Below are 20,329 nucleotides of genomic sequence, written 5' to 3'. Positions count from 1 at the left end.
GCACCGTGGCTGATCCTGGGAGCCTGCGCCGCCACCGCGGCCTTGACCTGGCTGGCGTGGATCGCCGGCCGCCTCGCCGCCGTGGCCGCCGGCCGCCCCTGGGACACCGGCCCGTCCTTCGGCTGGGAGTTCACGGAGCGCCTGCTTGACCAGGACTGGCAGCATTTGTGGCCCGGCGTGCCACCGCTACTGGTAGCGCTGATCTACGCGCTACTGCTCACCACGACGGTCGTGCCCGGCTTCTGGGCGTGGGCGTGGTGGCAGGCCCGCCGCCCGCAGGCCGGAGACCCACTGCCGTCCCTCGCCCGCACCCGCGACGTCGACGAACTCATCGGCGCGACCGCGCTTGCGCGGGCACAGCGGCTACGGCCGAGCCTCGCCGGACGTGCACCCAAGCAGGTGCCCGCCACCGCGATCGGCATCGCGCTTGGACGACTCGTCACCGGGGGCCGCTGCGGGCCGGTCCTGCGGTCCAGTTGGGAAGACGTGCTCCTCGCCGTGATGGCGCCCCGGGCCGGCAAGACGACCAGCCTCGCCGTACCCCCGATCCTGGACGCACCGGGACCGGTGCTCGCCACCAGCAACCGCTCCGACCTTTGGGCCGCCACCGCCCGAGCCCGCGAGCGGGTCGGCCGGGTCTGGACGTTCGACCCACAGCGGGTCACCCGGCAACCTCAAACCCTCTGGTGGAACCCCCTGGCCACCATCAACGGTGTCGAGGACGCCGCACGGCTCGCCGACCACTTCATCCAGGAGATCCGCGGCGTCGGTTCCTCCGACCCGTTCTGGCCGCTGGCCGCCGGGGACCTGCTCATGTGCCTCTTCCTCGCCGCCGCGAACTCCGGCGGCACGCTCACCGACGTGCAAGCCTGGCTGTCCGACGTGACCAGCCGCGAACCGGTCACGCTGCTGCGCGCCGCCGGGTACCCCCAGGCCGCCCGGTCGCTCGCCGGCCGTCAAGGAGGGGCCCCGGAAACCAGAGACGGCGTCTACGAAACCGCGCGTACGGCCGCCCGGTGTCTGTCCGATCCGGAAATCATGGCCTGGGTAACACCGCCGACCAGCGCCCTGGACCGGCTCGACGTGACCACGTTCCCCGACTCCCGCGACACCCTCTACCTCCTGAGCAAGGAGGGCGCGGGCGCCGCCGCTCCCCTGGTCGCCGCGCTCACCGACGCCGTGTTCCGCACCGCTGTCGTCCACGCTGAGGCCGCCGGTGGCCGCATCGACCCGCCTGTCCTGGCGGTATTGGACGAGGCAGCCAACATCTGCAAGATCAATGACTTGCCGCAGCTCTACAGCCATCTCGGCGGTAGAGGGGTCATCCCGATCACCATCATCCAGAACATCGCCCAAGGCCAGGGCGTGTGGGGCGAGCGCGGCATGACGGCCCTCTGGTCCGCCGCCACCGTCAAGCTCATCGGCGCCGGGCTCGACGACGCCCGCCACGCCGAGGACATCTCCCGCCTGATCGGCGACCACGACGTCGCGACGACCTCGATCAACCGTGACGGCAACGGTCACACCAGCTACTCCACCAGCGCTCAACGGCGCCGGATCCTCGAACCGGGCGACCTCCGTGCCCTCAAGCGGGGGCGGGCGATCCTGCTCGCGACCGGCGCCCGAGCCGCCATGATCGACCTGATGCCGTGGTATCGCGGCGACCACGCCGACATCATCGGCGCCGGCACCACCGCCAATAGCGAGGCCATCACCCGCACCGCCCGCGCGGACCTGGCCGCCGACCACCCCGGTCCGTCGAATTCGGGCACAACGACATCCACCGACCGTGGAGACCTGTCATGAGCGGACACTCCTCACGGCTGTCGGCCGACCTGCGCTGGGTCGAGGCGATGCTCACCGACCTGCAACGGCAGATCGACGAACTCGCCGGTGAGCTGCGGGCGCTGTCTCACCTCGTGCATGTGCACACCCTCGCAGCGCTGGGGGCGGACACGGACAGCACCGTCGCGCCGGCCACACCCACGGAGGCCGACGATGCCCGGTGAGCGGCCCGCCCCACCGCCGGAACGCCTCTACGCGGTCAACGCCGCCGCCGCCCAGTTCTACGCCAGCCGGCTGCCCGCCTCACGCAAGGCAGCCCGCTACCTGCACAACCACGGCATCAGCAACGCAGCGGACCCCACCGGCCCCTGGCAGGTCGGCTACGCCGCGGGACGGTGGACCGAACTGGCCACCCACCTGCGGGCAGCAGGGTTCACTGACGAAGAGGTGACCGGTGCCGGTCTCGGTTTCGTCCATAACAGGAGCGGACACCTGCTGGACCGCTTCCGCGACCGGCTCATGTTCCCCGTCACCGACGTGCACAACCGCGTCGTCGGATTCACCGCCCGTGATCTGGGCGGACGTGCCGAGGCCAAGTGGCTGAACACGCCGGAGACAGCCATCTACCGCAAACGCCTGCTGCTGTACGGTCTCGGCCAGCAGCTCGCGAACCGGCCCGCCGGTATCGGCGACCCGATCGTGTTCGTCGTCGAGGGCGCCGCCGACGTCCTCGCGATGCACCGCTTGGCCGCCGCGCACGCTGCGATCCCCGAGACGCAGCCGCTGTACGCGGTCGCACCGTGTGGTACCAACGTCACCCGAGATCAGCTCGACCTGATCCAACAAACCCTGCCAGGTGCCCACCTGATCCTGGCCTTCGACGGCGACGACGCCGGACGTCGAGCCGCCGACCAGGTGTACCCGGTCGCCTCTCGATGGCCCGGCCAGGTCTCCGGAGTACGCCTGCCGGAGGGACAGGACCCTGCCGACATGCTCGGCGCCATGGATCCAGCCTGGGCGATCAGCGAAATCATCGGTGCCGTCCAGCCTCTCGCTCAGGTCCAGATGACTAACACGCTCGACCGGTTGTTCGCCACCAAGCGGATCACCGATCCGGTCCGATTCGTCGAAGATCGGATCACCGCCTACCGGGCTATCGCCGAGTTGTTCGTCGACGCGCCGCACGCCACCCGTGACATGGCCGAAGCCGCCGCCGAGCGGCTCGGCCTGGCCTCGACCGACGTCGCGCGTGGGGTCATCGAGGCATGGAGTGCCCGCACCGATACCCCTGGCGGAACCGACCCTCCTCCGGACACGGCCGCCCCACCCTCCGCTGATGAACCGGCGGCAGGCCCACCAGCCGAGGTCCCGACGCCCTCCAGCCCTTCTCATGGCGTAGCCGAGACGGACATCACCGTCTCAGCCACAGCTCACAACACGGGAAGTCGCCGCGCCGGCACCACTGCTGCGATCACACGCCACGACCCGAGCAGCGGAATCACCGTCTGGGCACTTGCCGACGGCATCGGCCGCCACGCGCAGGCCGCGACCGCCGCGCAGATGGCGGCCGACATCGCGGCGACGGTCAGCCTGCGCTCCACGCCAGCGGCCGGGCTGCACGCCGCGCGGGCAGCGATCAATGCCTTCTACAGCGGGGTTCACCCCAGCCAGGCGGGCGACGCCTCCCTGCTCGTCGTCTCTGCGTACCCATCCCCGACACACCGTCACGGCGTACGGTGGGAGCTTGCCTGGGCCGGCGACTGCCGCGCCTACACCATCCGCGCCGGCCAACTTGCCCAGGTCACCGCCGATCACACCGCCGCCCGGCAACGCCGCGATCAGGGAGAGCACCCATCGCCCGGTATCGCGGACGTGCTGCTCACCTCCAGCATCCGCGCCGGCGACATCAGCGTGTGCCCTCTTGACGAAGGGCCGCTGCTGCTGTGCAACAACGGCGTGCACCGCGCGATTCCCGAGCGCCAGCTCGCGGCAGAGCTGGCGGGCATGAGCGATGCCCAAGCCAGCGCCGACCGGCTCGCCCGCGGGGTCGGGCAGCACAACGCGCGAGATGCGACGGTCCTACTCATCCACGCCCGATCCGCACCACCGGCTCTGGTCACCACGACCAGAACCAACGCCCACGCGACGGTGACAGCGTCAGGATCCCCGGCGGCCCTGGCCAAGACCTCCTTCATGGACGCAGGAACCGGTCCTGCGGCGGTCACGACGCCGCAGGCCGAGTCGGTTCGAGGGTTCGGTCAGCCGGCCGCCGGCCGGCGACGCTGACCGACTGCGGCCCTGTGCGTCCGATTGGAAAACGCAATCGGTCCCCCGGGAAAGACCAGGGAACCGATTGAAGCCTTGCTTCCGGCGTCGTAGCCGTTGACTTACCGGCGCGAATGATCGTGGCGACTCGGACGTGGCAGGACCTCCCGTGCAGCCCGGTCTATCGCGCCTTTCGCCTGCTGGCTCGGCTCGGCGTCGACCGGCGCCGCAAAGGCGAGCTTGGCCAGGCGTGGTGCGGCGCGGGGTAGGTGCGACGGCGTCGAAGCGAGTGCGGAGGAGCCCGCAGCGGCGAGCGCTGACCTCAACCGGTAGACGTGCTCGTCGTCTGGCTGCGCGACGCACCATCGTGCGACAGCGTGGTATACGAGCGACCTGGGTACGCGTTCGAGTTGCCGGCGGCCGAGAACGAAGAAGTGGCGGTTTCGAGCGGCCGTCTGGGTTGCCACACGCAGAACCTCCGACAGTGACGGGAGCACCGCGGCTAGCTTGTGGATCGCTTCGAGTCGGGACCCACGGCTGGTGACATGGCCTGGTCGCGGTGGCCCAGGGCGGACCCATCTTGTCACCAGATCAAGCTCACGGGCTGTCTGCGCTGCTGCCGGGCCGTGTGGAGGCGTGCCGTGTAGCTGACCGGCTGCGTGGGCCGCTGCGCTCCATGATCGCCAGTCCGCTCCAACAGCGCCGGGTGAGGCGAGTGCGCTGACCGCGAGTGCCGCTTGGGTTGCCTTGGCCAGGTGCATGACGCGTACCTCGCCGGGGTTGCGGTGCATCCAGTCTCGCGTCGCGACCAGCGAGCGCAGCGCCGACGCGCCATCGCTGATCGCCCGGCGACCTGCCGGGACCGGTGGCGGCGGTTCCAGCAGGTGCAGCAGTGATGGAGCGTCGCCGGCGTCCGAGATCAGCTGGTGCACGACCTGGGTCAGGTGGCCGTTGCTGGTCCAGCGGGCCTCGTCCGCCACCGTCTCGAAAGCGCCGTACGCGAGTCGATGGCTGCCGGACAGCCACTCAGGTAGCCCGGCGTCGATGGCCAGCATGTCGGTGGTCAGTACGGCGATGTCGGCCAAGCCGGCTTTTTGCCCGGCACCGGCACGAATCGCCGCGCCTTCCGGTGTCAGCGGCTCCCGGGCCGGCGGCGCGTGACCGGCCAGGATCTCCCCGGCCACCGCGATCGCCTCCGCCGCCGACTCCAGATGGCGGCCGACCCGGCAGATCGGCACCGTGGGGAGAACGGGCCGCCGGTCGCTGCGAGCCGCAGCGGTGAGTCCCAGGTAGAGCCGTGTCGTGTGATCCCCCGCCTGCATTCGCAAGGCGACGTCGACGGTTTCGCGGTCGATGTCGGCACGAGCCGGTTGGCCGCCGACGACCAGCTCCACGAGTTTGGCCAGCCGGGCATAGACCCGCTGCCGGGCCACGACGGTCGCGCCAACGTCGTCGAGAGTGACCGCCGGATCGGACGGTAGGCGTGCTTGCGCGCGGCTGAGCTCGTCGTGCGCCCGCGACAGCCAGTTTCCGTACGTCACACCAGACCTCGCACCGCGGCGTTCAATCGCTCGGCTGTCGCGGCGTAGGCGAAGCGACGCTGGACCGACAACTCCGGCTGCCTACTCGCCTGGTCGTAGCCCTCCCCCAGCACCGAGACGAGGCGGATGAGCGTCCGTTGCGTCGCGGTGGACGTGATCGAGGACCGCGCCGTGGGGACGGTGACGGCGATCGGTGCCGGTTCGGGGTACAGCTCGGCGAGCGCGGTGAGCAACTCGAACCCGAGCAGTGCCCACTGCTGGGAGGGCACAGCCGGAGAGTCGAAAGCCAGACAGGCCAGCCGCAGGCCGGCTTGCGCCTCCGTCTCGTCGACGACTCCCCGTTCCTCCAGATGAGTGATGGCCTGCTGCAGCGCGCTGATGTAGTCCATTCCCGGATCCTTTCCACGGCCCAGAACTCTGTCCACAACGGCAGCGAAGCCCTGTGGATAACCGACGAGGCATGTCGCGCCCGACCTCGGGTGCTCGCACGGAGCAGTTGTCGGCGCTGGTCAGGTGAAGCAAGAGCTGTTGTCGCAGAGGCCACCGCCAGGTTCAAGGTCGAGCCCTGGCAGGGTTTGCTGCGCTTCGGGGATCGCTTCGGCGAGAGGGCGGTTGTACCGCGACAGCCAGACCGGATCTCTGCCGAGCGTGCTCCGCCGCGCGTTCAGGAGAGTTTCCAGATCGCAGGCCGAGTGGAAAAGGCTCGGCCGATCGCGCCGCATCTCGCCCCAGCCTCGGGGCGTCTTGAGAGGACAGAAGCAGCACGCGGACTTGGGCGGAACCGGGAGTTTCGCCCTGGCAATAATGCCCGCGCAGTCGTGGCGGCGTCGTGGAGGATCGTGGTCAAGCAGGGGATACACCGGATCTCGTACGGCATCGCCTGGCGTCTGTTGACCCGCTCGATCTCGTCCAGGCTGATGCCGATGCCCACCGTCGCCGGCCTGTCACGGCTCGCGCCGTGCTGCTTCAACCACTTCTCGATGACCTTGATCTTGAAATCCGCGGTACACGATCTGGTGCCAGGTGCGCCGTTCGACATGCGAACCGGGATGGGCAGGCTACGAGATCCCTCGCGGGTGAGTCGGCCCCACAGAATCTCGACGGTGCCGTCGCGGCGTGTGCGGTGCAGCTCGTGAAGCTCGATGCCGTGCGCCGCCGCGTACGGCTTGGCGCACCGCTGGAGGTACTCCAGAGTTGCTGGGTCCTCAGAGTCGCGACCGGTGTTGGCGAAGAGGAATGTGGGAAAGTTGATCTTTCCGGTGGCAGCGAGGACCAGCAGCGCCGTCGACTGGACGCCGCCGCCGAACGCGACCGCTCGGATCGGGGCGGTCATCAGTCCCACCACCCGTCGGGGGCGGAGTCGGCGGTCGCCGACGGCAGCTCGGTGTGACGGGCGGCGCGGTCTTCGTCGGCGGCCCGGCACTGTTTGAAAGGTCCGTCGTCCCCGAGCAGTTCGTGGATGTGCCGGTCGACCTCGACCGACCAGCCGGACATGTTGGTCGGGGCGAGACGGCTGACTTCCCAGGAGCGCCAGAGCAGTTCGAGGCGCCAGATGGCCTCTGCGTGGCGCCACCACTGCGGGCACCAATGCCACCGTTGCCCGTCGACACGCCACGCGAACATCGGGAGGAACAAGCCGGTGACCCAGGCTTCGACGGTTGGGAACCTCAAGGCGGCCGGTGCCTCGGTGGCACCGGGCGCCTGGTCATCGAGCCGCTGAGTGAGTTCCGCGACCTGGGTCTGCAAGGCGGCGACCATTCCGGCCAGATCCTCGTCACGGCGGCTGGTCACCGGGTCCTCCTCGGGGCGGGATGCGCGGTCGGGGTACGGGCTGGCATGGCACTCGGGTGAGCGGTGAGTGCCCGCTGCGCGGGCAGGGCGAAGGACTCGGCCGCCAGCCGTGCCGCCGCTGGCGCGGTCGCGTCGTGAGCGCTGGCATCGGCGGCGAGGTCACCGGCGCGGCCGGTTGCCGCTGCGGCGGCGGCGCGAGCCGTCTGATGTTCGTTGACCGCGGTGGCGGGGTCGTCAGGGGTGGCTGCGGTGGTGGCCGCGGTGCGCTGCTCGGCCTCGGCCCGGTCGAGGAGGGTCTCGATGTGGGCGAGTGACTGCGCGGACCAGCCGCTGTCTTCGAGGTTGCGCAGCAGTCGTGCCCGGCCAACCGGGTCCAGCGTGCCGGCGAGTCGGGTGATTTCCTGGTCGAGTTCTTCACCAACTTGGGTGAGCGCGCCGGCGGTGGGGGCCCGGCCGCCATGTGGCCGGGCAGGGCCCGATCCAGACCAGACGTAGCGGGCCGCGTCCGCCATCGCGTCCTGGCGTGAAAGGCCGGCGTCGCGGCCCCGATGGTAGAAGTCGATCAGGCTCGGGGCGCGGCGGCGCAGTTCCTCTTCGGCGGCCGTCAGCACGGTGGCGTCGGTGGGATTGCGGTCGGCGTTCTGGGCCGCCTGTCCCCAGTGCCGCGCCACCTCCACGACGGGCAGGTCCGCAAGGTAGCCGCGTAGCCGGCCCTCGTCCCCGGCGAGACGGGCCCATTCCCGCTTGCGCCGAGAGGCGTCCGCTGCGGCGAGCCGCTCGGCTTTCCGGTTCGCCTTCTGCTCGTCCTGCTCCCGGCGTGTCTGGTCGCGTAGTTCCTGTTCGGCTCGGTTGGCTTTGGCCCGGGCGTTCTCGGCGGCCAGCCGCGACCCGGCCTCGACGAGTACGCCGAGGGCCATGAGCCGTTCCATCGCGCGCTGGTTGCCCTCGCTCCAGGGATCGTGATGCTCGGGTTCCATGTCGGCGACGCTGCGCGGCGTGGGTTTCCGCCGGCGCTACCGGCAGCGGCTACGGGCAAACGGCCAGTGCTCCGGCTGACCGCCTACGCCTATTGTGCACTCCTTGCGTCTGCCCCATGACGCCCTCGGACGAACCCAGCGGGCACCAGCAAATTAACGCGAACGAGACCACGATTGGACCAGCCTGCACCGCCAGCGCCTCGTCCGGATCTTGAGCTACGGCTCTGGCCACGATCCTCTCACTCGGCTACCAACGCGGAAACATCGTCGGGATCGGCCAAATAGCAGGGCGGATAACGTCCAACTGCTCGCGCGGTACTCCCTCCAAGAAGCTTGTCGCCACGCAGTCCAGCTCGGTCGCGATCTCCCCCTCAGAAGAGACTAAAACCTTGAGACCGATCGGGACGCCCGCCAGGCTGACTTCCAGCCAGCGGTGGCCCGGGGTGCCGCCGCCGGCGACGACCCCGCTCCCCAGTTCCACCGGCTCCGACACGCCCACACGTCGCAGGACCGCTTCCAGCTGCTTCCGCGCTTGCTGCTGCTGCTCGCCAGACGGGCTCAAAACACCGAAGTGGCGAAAGGCGCTGAGACCGATCCCGACATCGCCACGCCACTCATCCACTTTGATCGGCCGAACCCGAAATCCGGCCCGCCTGACGGCTCGCACCGACTCTGGAAAGAGCTCCTCCGGAACGGCATAGTCGAAGCTGACGGTTCCCCGGGGCGACCATGCCGCGAGGTGCTCGATGGGAAGGATGTCCAGCCGGATGCCGCGGACGTTATCTGCGTACTGCTTGGCGGCCGGACTGATACCCACAGTGCTGACAAGCAGGCCCATGTCAGCGCCGACGTCCTCCACCAGACCGACAAACGTTCCGACGTGGTTGACGTCGAGCGGCTTCGTGTATCGCTTGCAGTCCACGACCATCGTGGCGTTGCCGGACGCGAACAGGGCCCCGGTGACCCTGACGTCAATCTGGCGTTGCTTGCCGCTCCTCTTGCCTGGCATCCGGATGTTTCGCTCCACCACGGCGGCGTCACCGGCCAGGTAGGCCAGTACGTCGGCCACACCATTCTCATACTCCGTGTCAAGCGCGTCAGCAGCCACGCCGTCGAGTATCCATGCTTGCGGAGCTTTCCGATCACGCCACGTTTGGGTCCAGCGGCCGCGTCCACGCCGAGACCAGCCGTACCAAGTCTCACGCCGGTCGGCGCAGCATCGGGCTACCCGACGGCGTGCTCCGCGAGCACCGCGACGAGCAGGACTAGAAGCATGCAGCCGCCGCCCAGCTATGCGAGGGTGTCGACTGGCTGTTCGCTGGCGGCCCGGTCAACTCGCGTAACGACTACGACGAGTGGAAGCGGCTGCTGCGGCTCGCCGGACTGCGAAACGGTCGGCTACACGACGCTCGACAGACCGCCGCCACGGTGCTGCTGATCCTCGCCTAGCGGAGCGGGCCGTAATGGGCATCATGGGTTCAATTCGGCGATGGCGGCCTGATACCAACACCTCACCGCCCAGGTACGCCGGGACATCGCCGAGCAAGTCGGCGGGCTGCTATGGCAGAAGTAAGTATTCGTCTTGCGCGACCCGGCAGAGGCGGCAATCATCACGAAATGAGCCAAGGACGCAGGATGCCTCTAGCAACCGTTGACTTCCCAACAGAGGAATCAAAGAAAGCTGCGAGAAAGAGTCTTTACCTGGACGAACTTGACCGCCAGGCTCGCATGGGTAGCGATGGAATCACGCTTGCCGTCACCCGGGGCTTAGCCACCGAAGACGTACGGGACCCGGGAGTCTGGTCAGCGCTGCAGTCGGCGCTCTTCGCATGCATCGTGGTGGCGCGCACCCTGCAGCCCACCACTAAGGGGAAGTATCAGGGGCTTACGAACGGACAGACCAAGCCAGTACGCCAAGGAGCGGGGTGAAGGGCTCCGGACCCTGCTTGGGATCGAGGCATCCTCCCCTCTCTTCTCAGTTACCGCAGTACGCAACGCCTTCGAGCATTACGACGAGAGGCTCGACGAGCATTTGGTTGGCGGGGTAACATGCATATCCGACTGGTATATCTCAGACGGAACCGCCCTGATATCGCCACCAGCGTCGAATGGCCAGACACATGCGGTTGGACTGCGAGTCTTCTACCCAGCCGGCGGGATTTTGTACTTCGACAGCGAAGCCCTCGACTTATTCGCCCTCGATATCGCGCTCCTCGACCTGAGGAATCAGATCGCAGAAAAGCAGAAGGAGCTGGCGGCTGCCATCCGGGGCCGGGGCACCTTCGGCAACCACGTCCTCGTGCAGCTGGCTGCGCCCGAGGTCGCCGCACGACGCCATCGGGAGTGGCGCGATGTCCGAGCAGCGGCGCTCGCGGGTCTCGCGGCTGCCACCGACGAAGGGCAGTCTGGCTAGGGCCTCGCGGCCAGCAACTGAGACCAAGAACGTGACCGAAACAACCCAGCGCCCGGTTGGTCCTCATGGACTGCCGGCGCTGCGCCTCTTCAAAGAGTGCCGAGTCGGTGACGTCGTGCGCGGCGTATGCACCGCGGATCGCGGCGCCCACGAGGTGCCGTCGCGCGTTATGTCGAATGATCGGGGCGTGGCTAGTCAACGTCGAGGAGCTTGAGCAGAGCCGGGACGCTGACGAGGTAGCGGCGTCCGATGCGGAGGATCTTCACCGGAAACTCGTTGGTCTTGGCGAGCTCGTACGCCTCCGTGCGGCCGATGCCGAGGATCTCCCCGGCGGTCTCGATGTCGGTGGTCATGCCGAGGGCGCGCACCGCCTGCTCCGTCCAGACCTGGGGCTGCGGTGTGGTCGCGGTACTGGTCGTCATCGGTAGGTCCTCCCGCTGCTGTCTCATGCTGACCTGTGGGCCTGCGGCAACAGCGACGGTGCCGATGACGGGGTGGTGCCGGGGCTACCCCTGTGATGTCCTGCGCTAGGCGTAGCGCAGCCGGCCAGGAGGCCCGGCACCCCAGCCAGCCGCGGTGTTACGGGTAGCTCCGGCTCATTCTCCGGCGTCCGGATGCGCGTTCTGTTTCGGCCGACCGGTGCTCGACGCCGATCCAGGGCGGTTGTTGATCCAGCTTTCGACACGGTGACGTTTCCAGGAGCGGATGATCCCGCGACGGCCGGGCTCTTCCAGATCTGGCTTGATCAGGTAGCCGTCCCGGTCCTGCTCCCAGGCCGGGACGCTCTTCTCCACGTACTTGGACCAGGCTCCGTGGGTGACTCGGATCAGGGTGCGGAATTCCTTGGCGTTGATCAGCTCGTCCGGGTCGCCCTCCAGGGTGACCTGGTGCACCCTCGCCATGCGAGCGGTCCGCTTCACTTGGAAGTAGGAGGCGTTGAACACGTCGAGATCCTCAAGCGCGTACCACTCCTGGCCGTCCAGCACGTCGACCGGCTCGCGCCAGCCGGTGGTAGGACGATGCTTCGGTGAGGCGACCCGGTTGATGGTCTCCAAGCTCCGGTTGAGGTACTCCGCGGCCCCGCGACGGTTCGTGCAGAGGCGGTCGTTGACCACCCGTAGCTCCACGCAACCCCCTGCGTTCACGTCCCGATGCGCCCCGGCGTCGCCCGCCAGGCAGCCGTTTCCGCTTCCGCTCGCCGTAGCCGGGCGGCTCCGGTCGCGGGTAAGGGCCACTGTACCGGCAGCAACGTCACCGGTTGCTTCCGCTGCTTCCGGAGGCACCACGTCAGTACGCATCATGAACCGTCCTCTGCGAACGTGGGCAGGTGCAATAAGCATCCGCAGTCGCCCGGCCCTGGCCTGGCGGGCGGCTGATCCAATGGGTCCAACGGGGCTGCGCGGACAGGAGATGGGATCCGCGCTCGGTGTAAGTACGGGCAACGCCTCCCGGACTGACACCGGGAGGCGTTGCCGAATTGCGGGGACTTGCAGATTAGGTGCCGGCGGCGGCGAGTTCCTTCCGCGATGCCGCAGAAAGCACGCTCCGAACCGTCCGGTCGGTGACGCCCACCAAGGTCGCCAACTCCTGCTGCTTCGCGTCCGGGTGATCCCGATGCGCTTCGAGCACCGCCAGGACGGTGCCCGGGCTGATCCGGTCGACCTGCGGTATCGGCCGCCCGTCGAACATCAGTGGCTCGCCCACTGGCGTGTTCGATGTCGTCCGGCGGCGGCGTGGCGACATCCGCTCCATGAGCCCGCGAAGCTGCTCCTCCGCGGCCTCGCGGCGCTGCTGTTCGTCAGCGAGGGCACGCTCGGCGGTTGCCGCCCGCACCTCCAGGTCCCTCTGGACCCGCGCCTGCTCCCTGCCCTTGAGCCGGAAGTTGGCGACCTCCGTTTCCGCGAGTTCGCCGCGCCGGCGCCACTGCTGAGCTTCCGCTTCCGCCTGCCCCCGGCCTCGGGCCGCCTGCTCCGCTTCCGCCCGCGCAGTCGCTGCTGCTTCCTCGGCCGCCACCCGCAGGACGGCTTCGTGCTCCGCCCGCCGCGTCGCTCGTTGCGCCTCCTCGGCTACTTCCGCTCGCCGCGCTGCTTCCGCTTCCGCTGCCTGCCGAGCCGCCCGGGTTTCCGCTTCCGCCTGAGCGCGCCGCGCCGCTTCTGCGGCCAGCCGCGCTTCCGCTTCCGCCAGCGCCGCTCGGGCCAGGCGGGCAGCCTCCTGCGCCGCTTCCATCTCCTTGCGCGCCGGCCCGGGTAGCGCCAGTGACGGTACCGAGGTGCCGGTCTGGGCGAGGTGCAGCAGCAGCGTCAGGGCCTTGCCGGTTTCCCCGGCACGGGCAGCGTTGCGGGCTGCGGCTCGCGCCTGCTTCCGCACGTCTGCCGCGAGCGCCTCTCGCCGTTCCCGGTCGCGCGCGACAGCGGCGAGCCGGCGGCGTTCACGGCGGGCGGCTTCGGCACGAGCGACCAGGGCAGCCGCGCCGGGGCTCAGCCGGTCGAGCACGTCCAGCCGCCAAGCGGTGAGGGTCGAGTGGGGGGCTACCAGCCACCGCCGCCATCCGAACCGCTCCGGCGGTGGCGGCAGCATGCCTCGGTCGCGCAGCGTCGGCCTGTGCTTGGCTCCGCTGCGGACCTCGTAGACGATGATGCCGAGCGCCGAGAGGAACGACAGCCCGACTGCCTTGACCGGGTCGGTGTGGTGGCCGATGGCGTTGATCGCGACCGCCGCCGCCGTGCAGATCCAGATCAGCGCCCGCGCTGTGAGCGCCCGCTCCCCGGCGAGGCGCTGCTGCTGTGCGGTCAGGGCCATCGCCAGTCCCGTGCCCTCGATGGCGACCGCCGCCACGACGCCGATCGGCGTGGGCAGACCGTTGATCCTGGCAGCGTCGACCTGTCCATACACGGCGCCCGCTACGGCGAGGCCGTAGATCACGCCGGAGTAGACCGAGGCGGCGTTGGCCCGTACGTACTCGACGCGACGCGCGTACCAGGCCGCCGTGTCCTGCCGGCGGGTCTGCCGCCGCTTCCGCCTCGCCTCGCGCTTGTTCTCGCGTTCCTTCCGACGACGCTCGGCGCGGTCAGCTTTCTGCCGATCGCGCTGGTCGTCCAGGCGCAGGCGCCCTTCCTGCTCGCGAAGGCGTCGCTGCACCGCCGCGTCCTCGTCGGCGATCCGCTGCGCGCTGGCCAGCCGCTCCCGCTCAGCGGTCGCCAGCTCACGGGCGACCCGCCGGTCGGCCCTGGCCAGGTCAGTCAGGTCGGTACTCATCGCGCCACCGGGCCTTCCAGCACCCCGCGCGCCGGCACCAACCCTGGCGGCAGGTGGCGAATCGGGGGCCGAGGGAACGGCGGTATCGGGGCCGTAAGGTCTGCCATTAGTCGGACCTCCGTTGTCCGATCAAGGTCCCGGCCGGTGGCTTGCCTCCACCGGCCGGGACCGCCTTCGTTTACGGGCCGGATGGGGCACCAACGGTGGGTGATCATCCGGCTCATCGTGAGAGCTACGGGTTATCGGCAGCGCTACGGGTAACGCGCCTGGTGTACGGTGCTCGGATTTCCTGTCCCGGCCGGGGCCGGCGGGTCGCCCTGACCGCACACTCTGCTCGGCACCGCTCAGCCCTCCGGCGGCTGGCCGGGCGAGGGGCGAGTCGGCACGGCGAACGCCTTGACGCAGTAGCCGGAGCAATGCTCCCTCCAGGTGGTGTCGTCGGCGTCGTCGGCGTAGAGCAGGTGACCGGCGGCCCGGCGGGTGCCGAGCCGATACCCGGCGGCGCGAAGCCGGGTGGCGGCGTCGGCGCGGCTGATGACGCGCCAGCCCGCCGCGTGCAACACGGCTTCCACTTCGGCCGTCGTCCGCCGGGCGAAGGGATGCCCGGCCGGTAGCGGTACCGGCGTGGTCGCCTCCAGCAACCTGAACCCGCGGGCCGGGACCGGGCCGTTGTCGTGGTGGGGACGGATGCCGATCAGGCCGGCGGCTCCGGTCGGCAAATGCAGCCACACACCGAGGACGGCGACAGCAAGCGGGTCACCAGGCCAACCCCCGAGGCGGCCAGCGCGGCGGCTGGCCCCGGCAAGGTGGCTCGTCACGAGCGTTGTCATGAGGTCTCCCGAAAACTTGGCGTCGGGCACGGGCAGCACCACCCGACGTGGCTTGTAATGATACCGCATTGCGTCGGTGCTGCCGCCCGGATTATCGAAAAGCGTGAGCTGGTCGGGGTGCGGAGCCGGGGGCGGGAGCGCCGGGGCGATGTTCTACGCCGGCCGCTCAGGTCAGGACCTCACGGTTGCATAGAGTGGGCGCTTCAGTCGATGGCCGGCCAACGGCCGAGGTGCGGCAGGGAAGGTAGGATGGTGGGGGTCGCAACGGGGTCCGAGGAACAGGGTCAGGCCGAAGCCTTTCTGTGGGCCGCGCCGTCTGGGCCGCTTCCCGTGCCGCCGGTCGAGACCAACATTCAGGTGCTGCCTGTCAGCCAGCTGAACTGGCCCGACGCCGAAAAGCTCTTCCTGCGGCTGTTGCAGACGATCCGGCCGGTGACGTACGCCAAGCTGTTCGGCACACCCGGCCAGGCCCAAGCCGGCATCGACGCGTACGCGCGATTGCCACTCCATTTGACGGCGGCTGACGCCACTGGCCGTGACTACATCACGCTGCAGTCACGTCGGGTGCAGTCCTTGACCGCCACCAAGATCAAGAAAGCGGTGGACGACTTCCTTGAGGGCGAGTGGGCGGGCAAGACCCGGACGTTCTACTACGCGACCTCATACGACTTGCAGGAGACCAGGCTCGACGAGGCACTCCGGACGCAAGGCGACCGGTTGGCCGCGCTCGGGGTGACCTTTGTTCCCTGGGGCGTGCAAGAGGTTTCCGCCCTGTTGAAGAACCATCCGCGCATTGTCGACGACTTCTTCGGCAGGAACTGGGTCGAGGCGTTCTGTGGCCCGCAGGCAGCCCAGGCCCTGGTCAACAATCTACCCGCCCTGGAAAGCAGGGAACTGCGCACGCGTTTGCGGCACCTCTACCAGGCGGTCTTCTCCGCTCAGGGTGGCGTCCAGCAAGGTGAGGACCCTGCGTCCGAGTCGCAGTTCGTGATCGTGAACGTTGATCCGCAGCCCCAGCAGAGCAGCGTCCTCGACGTCGAGCAACCGTCCCCAAAGAACTCGACGCCGTCGGAGCATCCGGAGGAGGGCTTCACCTACGTCGCCTCGCGGCTGGGTGCCCGCCGCCAGTCGTTCCGCTCAGCTCAGAAACTCATCCGCGCCCCCGCCACGGCAGACCTGCCGAGCGAGCAGGGCTCCGTACCGGCCGACGCCTGGCTGGCTGGTGGCAAGTATCGGCTCGTTATCGGCGGCCCTGGCGTGGGAAAGTCCAGCCTGCTGCGGTTCGCGGCGGCGGATCTGCTCGCTGAGCGGCCGCAGTCGGTCGCGTTGCACCGTGAGCACGGCGGCGACCTGCCGGTGTGGTTGCCCTTCGGGTTCCTGTGCCGGCACCTGGACGCCTCGACGGAGAACTCGCTGGTCTCCGCCGTCGAAGCCTGGTTACGGTCGCAAAGCGCCAGCGATCTCTGGCCACTGGTTCAACGAGCACTGCGGGACGACCGGCTGGTGCTCTTCGTCGACGGCATCGATGAGTGGAATGACGTCGGCTCAGCCGAACGTGCTCTTGGAATTCTGGAGGCGTTCCTGGGCCACACGAATACTGCCGCTGTCCTTTCGACCCGCCCGTACGCAGTCGATCGGCTCAACTGGCGGCGCCGCTGGACGCACGCGCGGATCACGCCTCTGACCGACGCGCAGCGCCGCAGTATCGCCGCCGGCATCTTGCAGTCGAGTACGGCAGCGGGGGCCGAGAGAGAACCGCGGCTGCAGTGGGGGGCAGGCGTTGAGACGTTCCTCGATCAGCTCGAAGCATCCACTGTACTCGCTCAACTGTCCCGGTCGCCGCTGTTCCTCACACTGCTCGCGACGACATGGCAAGGTGAACCGCTGCCCCGACAGCGATTCAAGATCTATGCCCGGCTCGTCGAGCTATTGATCGAGAAGCATCCGCAGATGCGGCAGCGAGCCTCTCTCGCACAGGGTGGACCGCTACCGGCTATCGACGCGAGCACGCTGTTCGCCGCAGTTGCCCACCGCCTACGTCTCAAAGATGCGGCCGGTATCGCGACCAAGCAGGAGATGCGCAGGATCATCGTTGAGTCGATGGTCGACGATGAAGTCCTCGGTTACCAGCAGGCCGAGGCCCGGCGGATGGCCGACACGGTCCTTGCGATGGCCGAGGACGAGTTCGGGCTGATCGTCTCGCACGGCGCCGGGTCATATGGCTTTCTGCACCGAGTCGTGCTCGACCACCTAGCCGGCCAGCACCTCGCGATGCTGCCGCCGGACGCGCAGCTCGACACAATCCAGCGGTTCGTCCACGACCCGGCCTGGCGCGACGTGCTGCTCGCGCTGCTAAGCGCCCAAGTCAGCCCTCACGCAACCGAACCCCTGCTCACCGCAGCCCTCAACATCGGCGAGCAACTCTGGGAAGACATCGACGGTTACGAGCTGCTGGCCGATGCGCTTGCCGCTGGCATCAAACTCACGCCCCGCGTCCAGACGAAGTACATCAACGACCTCGTCGAACGGATTGAGACCCACCCGTACGCACGGCATCGCGCCAACCTGATCACCGCACTCGTCGGAACGCTCGCGAGCCCCACCGCCAGCAGCCACCTTCTGCCGATCATGAGGAGATGGCTCACCGCGTCTCACTCCGAGCCGTCCCCCATCATGTGGGCACTGCGAGACGCATCCATCGCCGACAACGACGCCGCCGCCAGGTACCTCATCTGGGGCTTGCGGCATCCCGGCGACGGAGTGAAGATCAACGCGGCAATCGCTCTCGCCCGCCGCCTTGGCGGGCAACCACATCTCATTCCTACGCTGGTAGCACTCACCGAGACCGGACCCAGCTCCGCTACCCAGGCCGCCGCCATCTGGGCGCTCGGCGAGGGATGGCCGGACGCGCCAGACACCGAGCGACTGATCGACTGGGCCCGCCGCCAACCATCCATCGCGCTGAGACTGGTCGCTCTGCACCTGATACACAAGGCAGCCGAGGAACGAGACAGCTCCACGTTCCGACCGGAAGAGCGCACCTGGCTACTGTCGCTTTTGCAATATGAGAGATCCGGCACGGGTCCCTGGCCAGTGGCGGACATGGTGGGCACTTGCGCCGCCGGGAAAACGGAGGTTGCAGACTTCGCGCTGGAGACTCTCAAAACCAACAGGCAAACTACCGGCGGCGACCGCTATCTCGCGTGGAGTCTGGCATGCACGGTGTTCGCCGCGGACGACCGATTCAAAAACTGGGTCGCCGAGCAGCTCACCCGACCGCACGGGCTGATCCTCTACAACGTGCACATGATCCCCGAGCAGTGGCGCGATGACCCGATCTTCGCCCAAGCTCTACGCCCATACATCGAAGACGACATAACGAAACTCGGGTCCTTCGGAAGCGCTGACCTTGCCACCGCACTGCCGCACGACCAGGCCACAACGTTGCTTCTTCGTGGCCTGGACGGCTTTCGCCCATACGGCGCGGCCCGCGTCCTGGCTGACAGGTACGGCGACGATGAGCGAGTTCTCACGGCCCTGACCGGCAGGCTGCGCGGCGCATACGAACAGGCAGCGCCCTTGGCCGGCGTGGCCGTCGATGTGCTCGGCCCCGAAGAGGGATTCGCCCTCCTCGTTTCGCTGCTCCGCCAGCCCGCTGAGGCTCGGCGCGCCCAAGAACGTGTCGTCGTTGCGCAGGCTGTCGCTGAGGCATGGACCCGTCTCGTGGCCGCCGCTGACCAGCCTGATGGTGGTTCGGCACGGTCGATAATCGCCGGCTACGACCCGGCCGAATTGGCGGCCCTGTGCACGGCGGTCGATCCGCACTCCTTTACTTGGCATGTGGCCGCTGTCGTCAACGCCTGGCCCACCCAACCTGCCGTACAGGACTTCGTCGAGCAACTCGTCACCGACATCCGACCGGATGGATCAGGTATCCCGGACCCCATTCCGGCCATCATTCTCCGCGCTCTCTGGGCACGCGACGACGCACGGGCACAGCACTTCTGCGATCAGGTGTTGGGCCAGCTCCGATACCTTGAACCGGAACTACGTGAAGTACTCGCATTCGAGCTCGCGCGCAGCTCGCTCGCCATCCGGGATCTCGTTGATGTGCTGTCCCAATGGGAGAGAGAACCCGACTCTGAGGTTCGCCGCACGGCCTTCATCGGTCTGGTGCAAGCAATCAAGGGCCACCAGCAGACTCTCGACCAGACCGCCGGAACCGACGTTCTCAGCGACCAGATGCAGTGGCTGCGCCAGAAGATCAGCGACAATCTCTGCGCCTATGGCCCAGACCTCGACGAGCTGCGGCAACTGGCATGGGCCGGCATGCTGATGGTTGGCGACGTGACGCTCAGCGATGGCATCACCGAAAGAATCGGCGAGCCCCGGCCGGTCAGCGTTAAGCTCACCAGGCTCCCGGACGGTGGCGTCGACCAGATTCTTGTCGACCTCGTCGCCGAGAACTGGCAGCGCTTGCGCGGGCACTTCGGCGACAACATCTACCTACGCTTCGACCGCGACTCGGGCGATCGCACCACCACCATCGCCGAACACCGACACGAGGTCATGTCGGCGCTGGCAACGACAGCCATCCGATTTCCGGCCATCGCCGACATGCTGCGAGAGGAGGCCGACACCGACCCGAAACTACGCCAGGACCCGAACTTCCTTCTATGGGCCAAGCAGGAGAATCGGGGTGACGAAACCGTCCTCCGCGCGCTTGCAGGCAAGCTCGGCGGCACCACCCAAAGTTGGGCAAACCAGGTCCTCGAAGCGGTACTGGACAGAGAGAGTTGGACCGCCTCCGACGACAGGCTCAAAGCTGTGCTCACCGACGACGCAGCTACCAACCACTCCGGCGTCCAGCGCTACGAACCTGCGAAACTCGCAGCCTACGCGGAACTCTTTCCGGAAGATGACGTATCCGTCACCGCCTTCCGAAAGCTTGAGGCATGGTTTCGCGACGACCACTCCCAGCGCCAACCGCGACGGGATTGGGGCGACACGCTGGCGCTCGCGCTGGCGCTCGCGCCGTCACAGGATTTGCCTGCGATCTTTATCCGCGTCCACGAACGCTTCCGCCAGATTGGAATGGCCCATCTATTTCCCCTCTTGCTCAACCCCTTGGTGAGGCGACTACGACGGGATGCAACCGCAGTCGACGCCTTCAGGGACGCCTTGGACGATCCGACGGGAATCGCCGAGGAGAGTCCGCTTTTCGCCACCGCAACGGATCCGATTTCCGAACGCTGGCCGGACATTCTGCCGGCACAGCATGTTTATCTATTCGCTTTGATCTTGCGCCAAGCTGGCGGGCTGCCTGAGCTCAAGGCCGCCAATGTAATGCAAAGGCTGTCCTCCATCTCGCCTGACACTGTTGTACGTAATCCCTTTACTGAACACGAAGGTCCTCTACGCCTCGCCGTTCTCGATCTAACGCACAGTTAAGGTGTCATGTCGGCCACCCCG

15 protein-coding genes are annotated in these 20,329 nt (G+C 68.1%); 5 read left to right on the top strand and 10 right to left on the bottom strand.

Annotated elements, in window-relative coordinates; genetic code table 11:
- From Vqi01_RS23310 to Vqi01_RS23300, 3 genes are all read left to right on the top strand, one after another.
- Nucleotides 1-1,806 (top strand): type IV secretory system conjugative DNA transfer family protein (locus Vqi01_RS23310; RefSeq protein WP_204036969.1); only part of this gene is annotated, 1,806 nt, incomplete at its 5' end.
- On the top strand, nucleotides 1,803-2,009 hold the full coding sequence (locus Vqi01_RS23305; RefSeq protein ID WP_204036968.1) for a hypothetical protein: 207 nt from the start codon (nucleotides 1,803-1,805) through the stop codon (nucleotides 2,007-2,009). The genes Vqi01_RS23310 and Vqi01_RS23305, both read left to right, overlap by 4 nt.
- A complete protein-coding gene (locus tag Vqi01_RS23300) occupies nucleotides 1,999-4,071 on the top strand; it encodes a toprim domain-containing protein (RefSeq protein ID WP_204036967.1) in 2,073 nt (690 codons plus the stop codon). Before Vqi01_RS23305 ends, Vqi01_RS23300 begins: the two co-directional genes overlap by 11 nt.
- Before the next feature lie 101 nt (nucleotides 4,072-4,172).
- On the opposite strand, the gene Vqi01_RS23295 is transcribed toward Vqi01_RS23300, so the two are convergent.
- The 6 genes from Vqi01_RS23295 to Vqi01_RS23270 all read right to left on the bottom strand — a co-directional run bounded on the left by Vqi01_RS23295 (nucleotide 4,173) and on the right by Vqi01_RS23270 (nucleotide 9,467).
- Nucleotides 4,173-5,591 (bottom strand): hypothetical protein, encoded by a 1,419-nt coding sequence (locus tag Vqi01_RS23295; RefSeq protein ID WP_204036966.1) that lies wholly within the window; start codon nucleotides 5,589-5,591, stop codon nucleotides 4,173-4,175.
- Entirely contained in the window at nucleotides 5,588-5,980 is a 393-nt protein-coding gene (locus Vqi01_RS23290; RefSeq protein WP_204036965.1) for a hypothetical protein, read from the bottom strand. Before Vqi01_RS23290 ends, Vqi01_RS23295 begins: the two co-directional genes overlap by 4 nt.
- A gap of 275 nt (nucleotides 5,981-6,255) precedes the next feature.
- Nucleotides 6,256-6,924: an adenine nucleotide alpha hydrolase family protein gene (locus Vqi01_RS23285; protein ID WP_239098606.1), complete on the bottom strand. Its 669-nt coding sequence runs from the start codon at nucleotides 6,922-6,924 to the stop codon at nucleotides 6,256-6,258.
- Nucleotides 6,924-7,382 carry a DUF4913 domain-containing protein gene (locus tag Vqi01_RS23280; RefSeq protein WP_204036964.1) on the bottom strand — a complete coding sequence of 153 codons (459 nt, stop codon included), beginning with the start codon at nucleotides 7,380-7,382 and terminating at the stop codon, nucleotides 6,924-6,926. The genes Vqi01_RS23285 and Vqi01_RS23280 overlap by 1 nt, the downstream gene beginning before the upstream one ends.
- Nucleotides 7,379-8,359 carry a hypothetical protein gene (locus Vqi01_RS23275; protein WP_204036963.1) on the bottom strand — a complete coding sequence of 327 codons (981 nt, stop codon included), beginning with the start codon at nucleotides 8,357-8,359 and terminating at the stop codon, nucleotides 7,379-7,381. Before Vqi01_RS23275 ends, Vqi01_RS23280 begins: the two co-directional genes overlap by 4 nt.
- A gap of 247 nt (nucleotides 8,360-8,606) precedes the next feature.
- Complete coding sequence (locus tag Vqi01_RS23270; protein WP_204036962.1) at nucleotides 8,607-9,467, bottom strand: restriction endonuclease; 861 nt, start codon at nucleotides 9,465-9,467, stop codon at nucleotides 8,607-8,609.
- 1,053 nt (nucleotides 9,468-10,520) lie between these two features.
- Between Vqi01_RS23270 and Vqi01_RS23265 the strand changes: the two genes are divergently transcribed.
- Nucleotides 10,521-10,772: a hypothetical protein gene (locus tag Vqi01_RS23265; protein ID WP_204036961.1), complete on the top strand. Its 252-nt coding sequence runs from the start codon at nucleotides 10,521-10,523 to the stop codon at nucleotides 10,770-10,772.
- Nucleotides 10,773-10,963: 191 nt separating this feature from the next.
- On the opposite strand, the gene Vqi01_RS23260 is transcribed toward Vqi01_RS23265, so the two are convergent.
- The 4 genes from Vqi01_RS23260 to Vqi01_RS23245 all read right to left on the bottom strand — a co-directional run bounded on the left by Vqi01_RS23260 (nucleotide 10,964) and on the right by Vqi01_RS23245 (nucleotide 14,857).
- Complete coding sequence (locus tag Vqi01_RS23260; protein ID WP_204036960.1) at nucleotides 10,964-11,194, bottom strand: helix-turn-helix domain-containing protein; 231 nt, start codon at nucleotides 11,192-11,194, stop codon at nucleotides 10,964-10,966.
- Nucleotides 11,195-11,368: 174 nt separating this feature from the next.
- Nucleotides 11,369-11,917, bottom strand: a complete 549-nt coding sequence (locus tag Vqi01_RS23255) for a hypothetical protein (RefSeq protein WP_239098605.1) — start codon at nucleotides 11,915-11,917, stop codon at nucleotides 11,369-11,371.
- A 349-nt stretch (nucleotides 11,918-12,266) separates the two neighbouring features.
- The gene (locus Vqi01_RS23250; RefSeq protein ID WP_204036959.1) at nucleotides 12,267-14,027 is read right to left on the bottom strand and encodes a DUF2637 domain-containing protein; all 1,761 of its coding nucleotides are present in this window, start codon (nucleotides 14,025-14,027) and stop codon (nucleotides 12,267-12,269) included.
- Between the two features lie 344 nt (nucleotides 14,028-14,371).
- Nucleotides 14,372-14,857 carry a hypothetical protein gene (locus Vqi01_RS23245; RefSeq protein WP_239098604.1) on the bottom strand — a complete coding sequence of 162 codons (486 nt, stop codon included), beginning with the start codon at nucleotides 14,855-14,857 and terminating at the stop codon, nucleotides 14,372-14,374.
- Nucleotides 14,858-15,106: 249 nt separating this feature from the next.
- Between Vqi01_RS23245 and Vqi01_RS23240 the strand changes: the two genes are divergently transcribed.
- Nucleotides 15,107-20,308, top strand: a complete 5,202-nt coding sequence (locus Vqi01_RS23240) for an NACHT domain-containing protein (RefSeq protein WP_204036958.1) — start codon at nucleotides 15,107-15,109, stop codon at nucleotides 20,306-20,308.
- Nucleotides 20,309-20,329 lie beyond the last annotated feature (21 nt).

It is taken from the genome of Micromonospora qiuiae (genome assembly GCF_016863555.1).
Classification (GTDB): Bacteria; Actinomycetota; Actinomycetes; order Mycobacteriales; family Micromonosporaceae; genus Micromonospora; species Micromonospora qiuiae.
The sequence above is the reverse complement of the archived record's forward strand: the minus strand, read 5'-3'. Positions and strand labels throughout refer to the sequence as shown.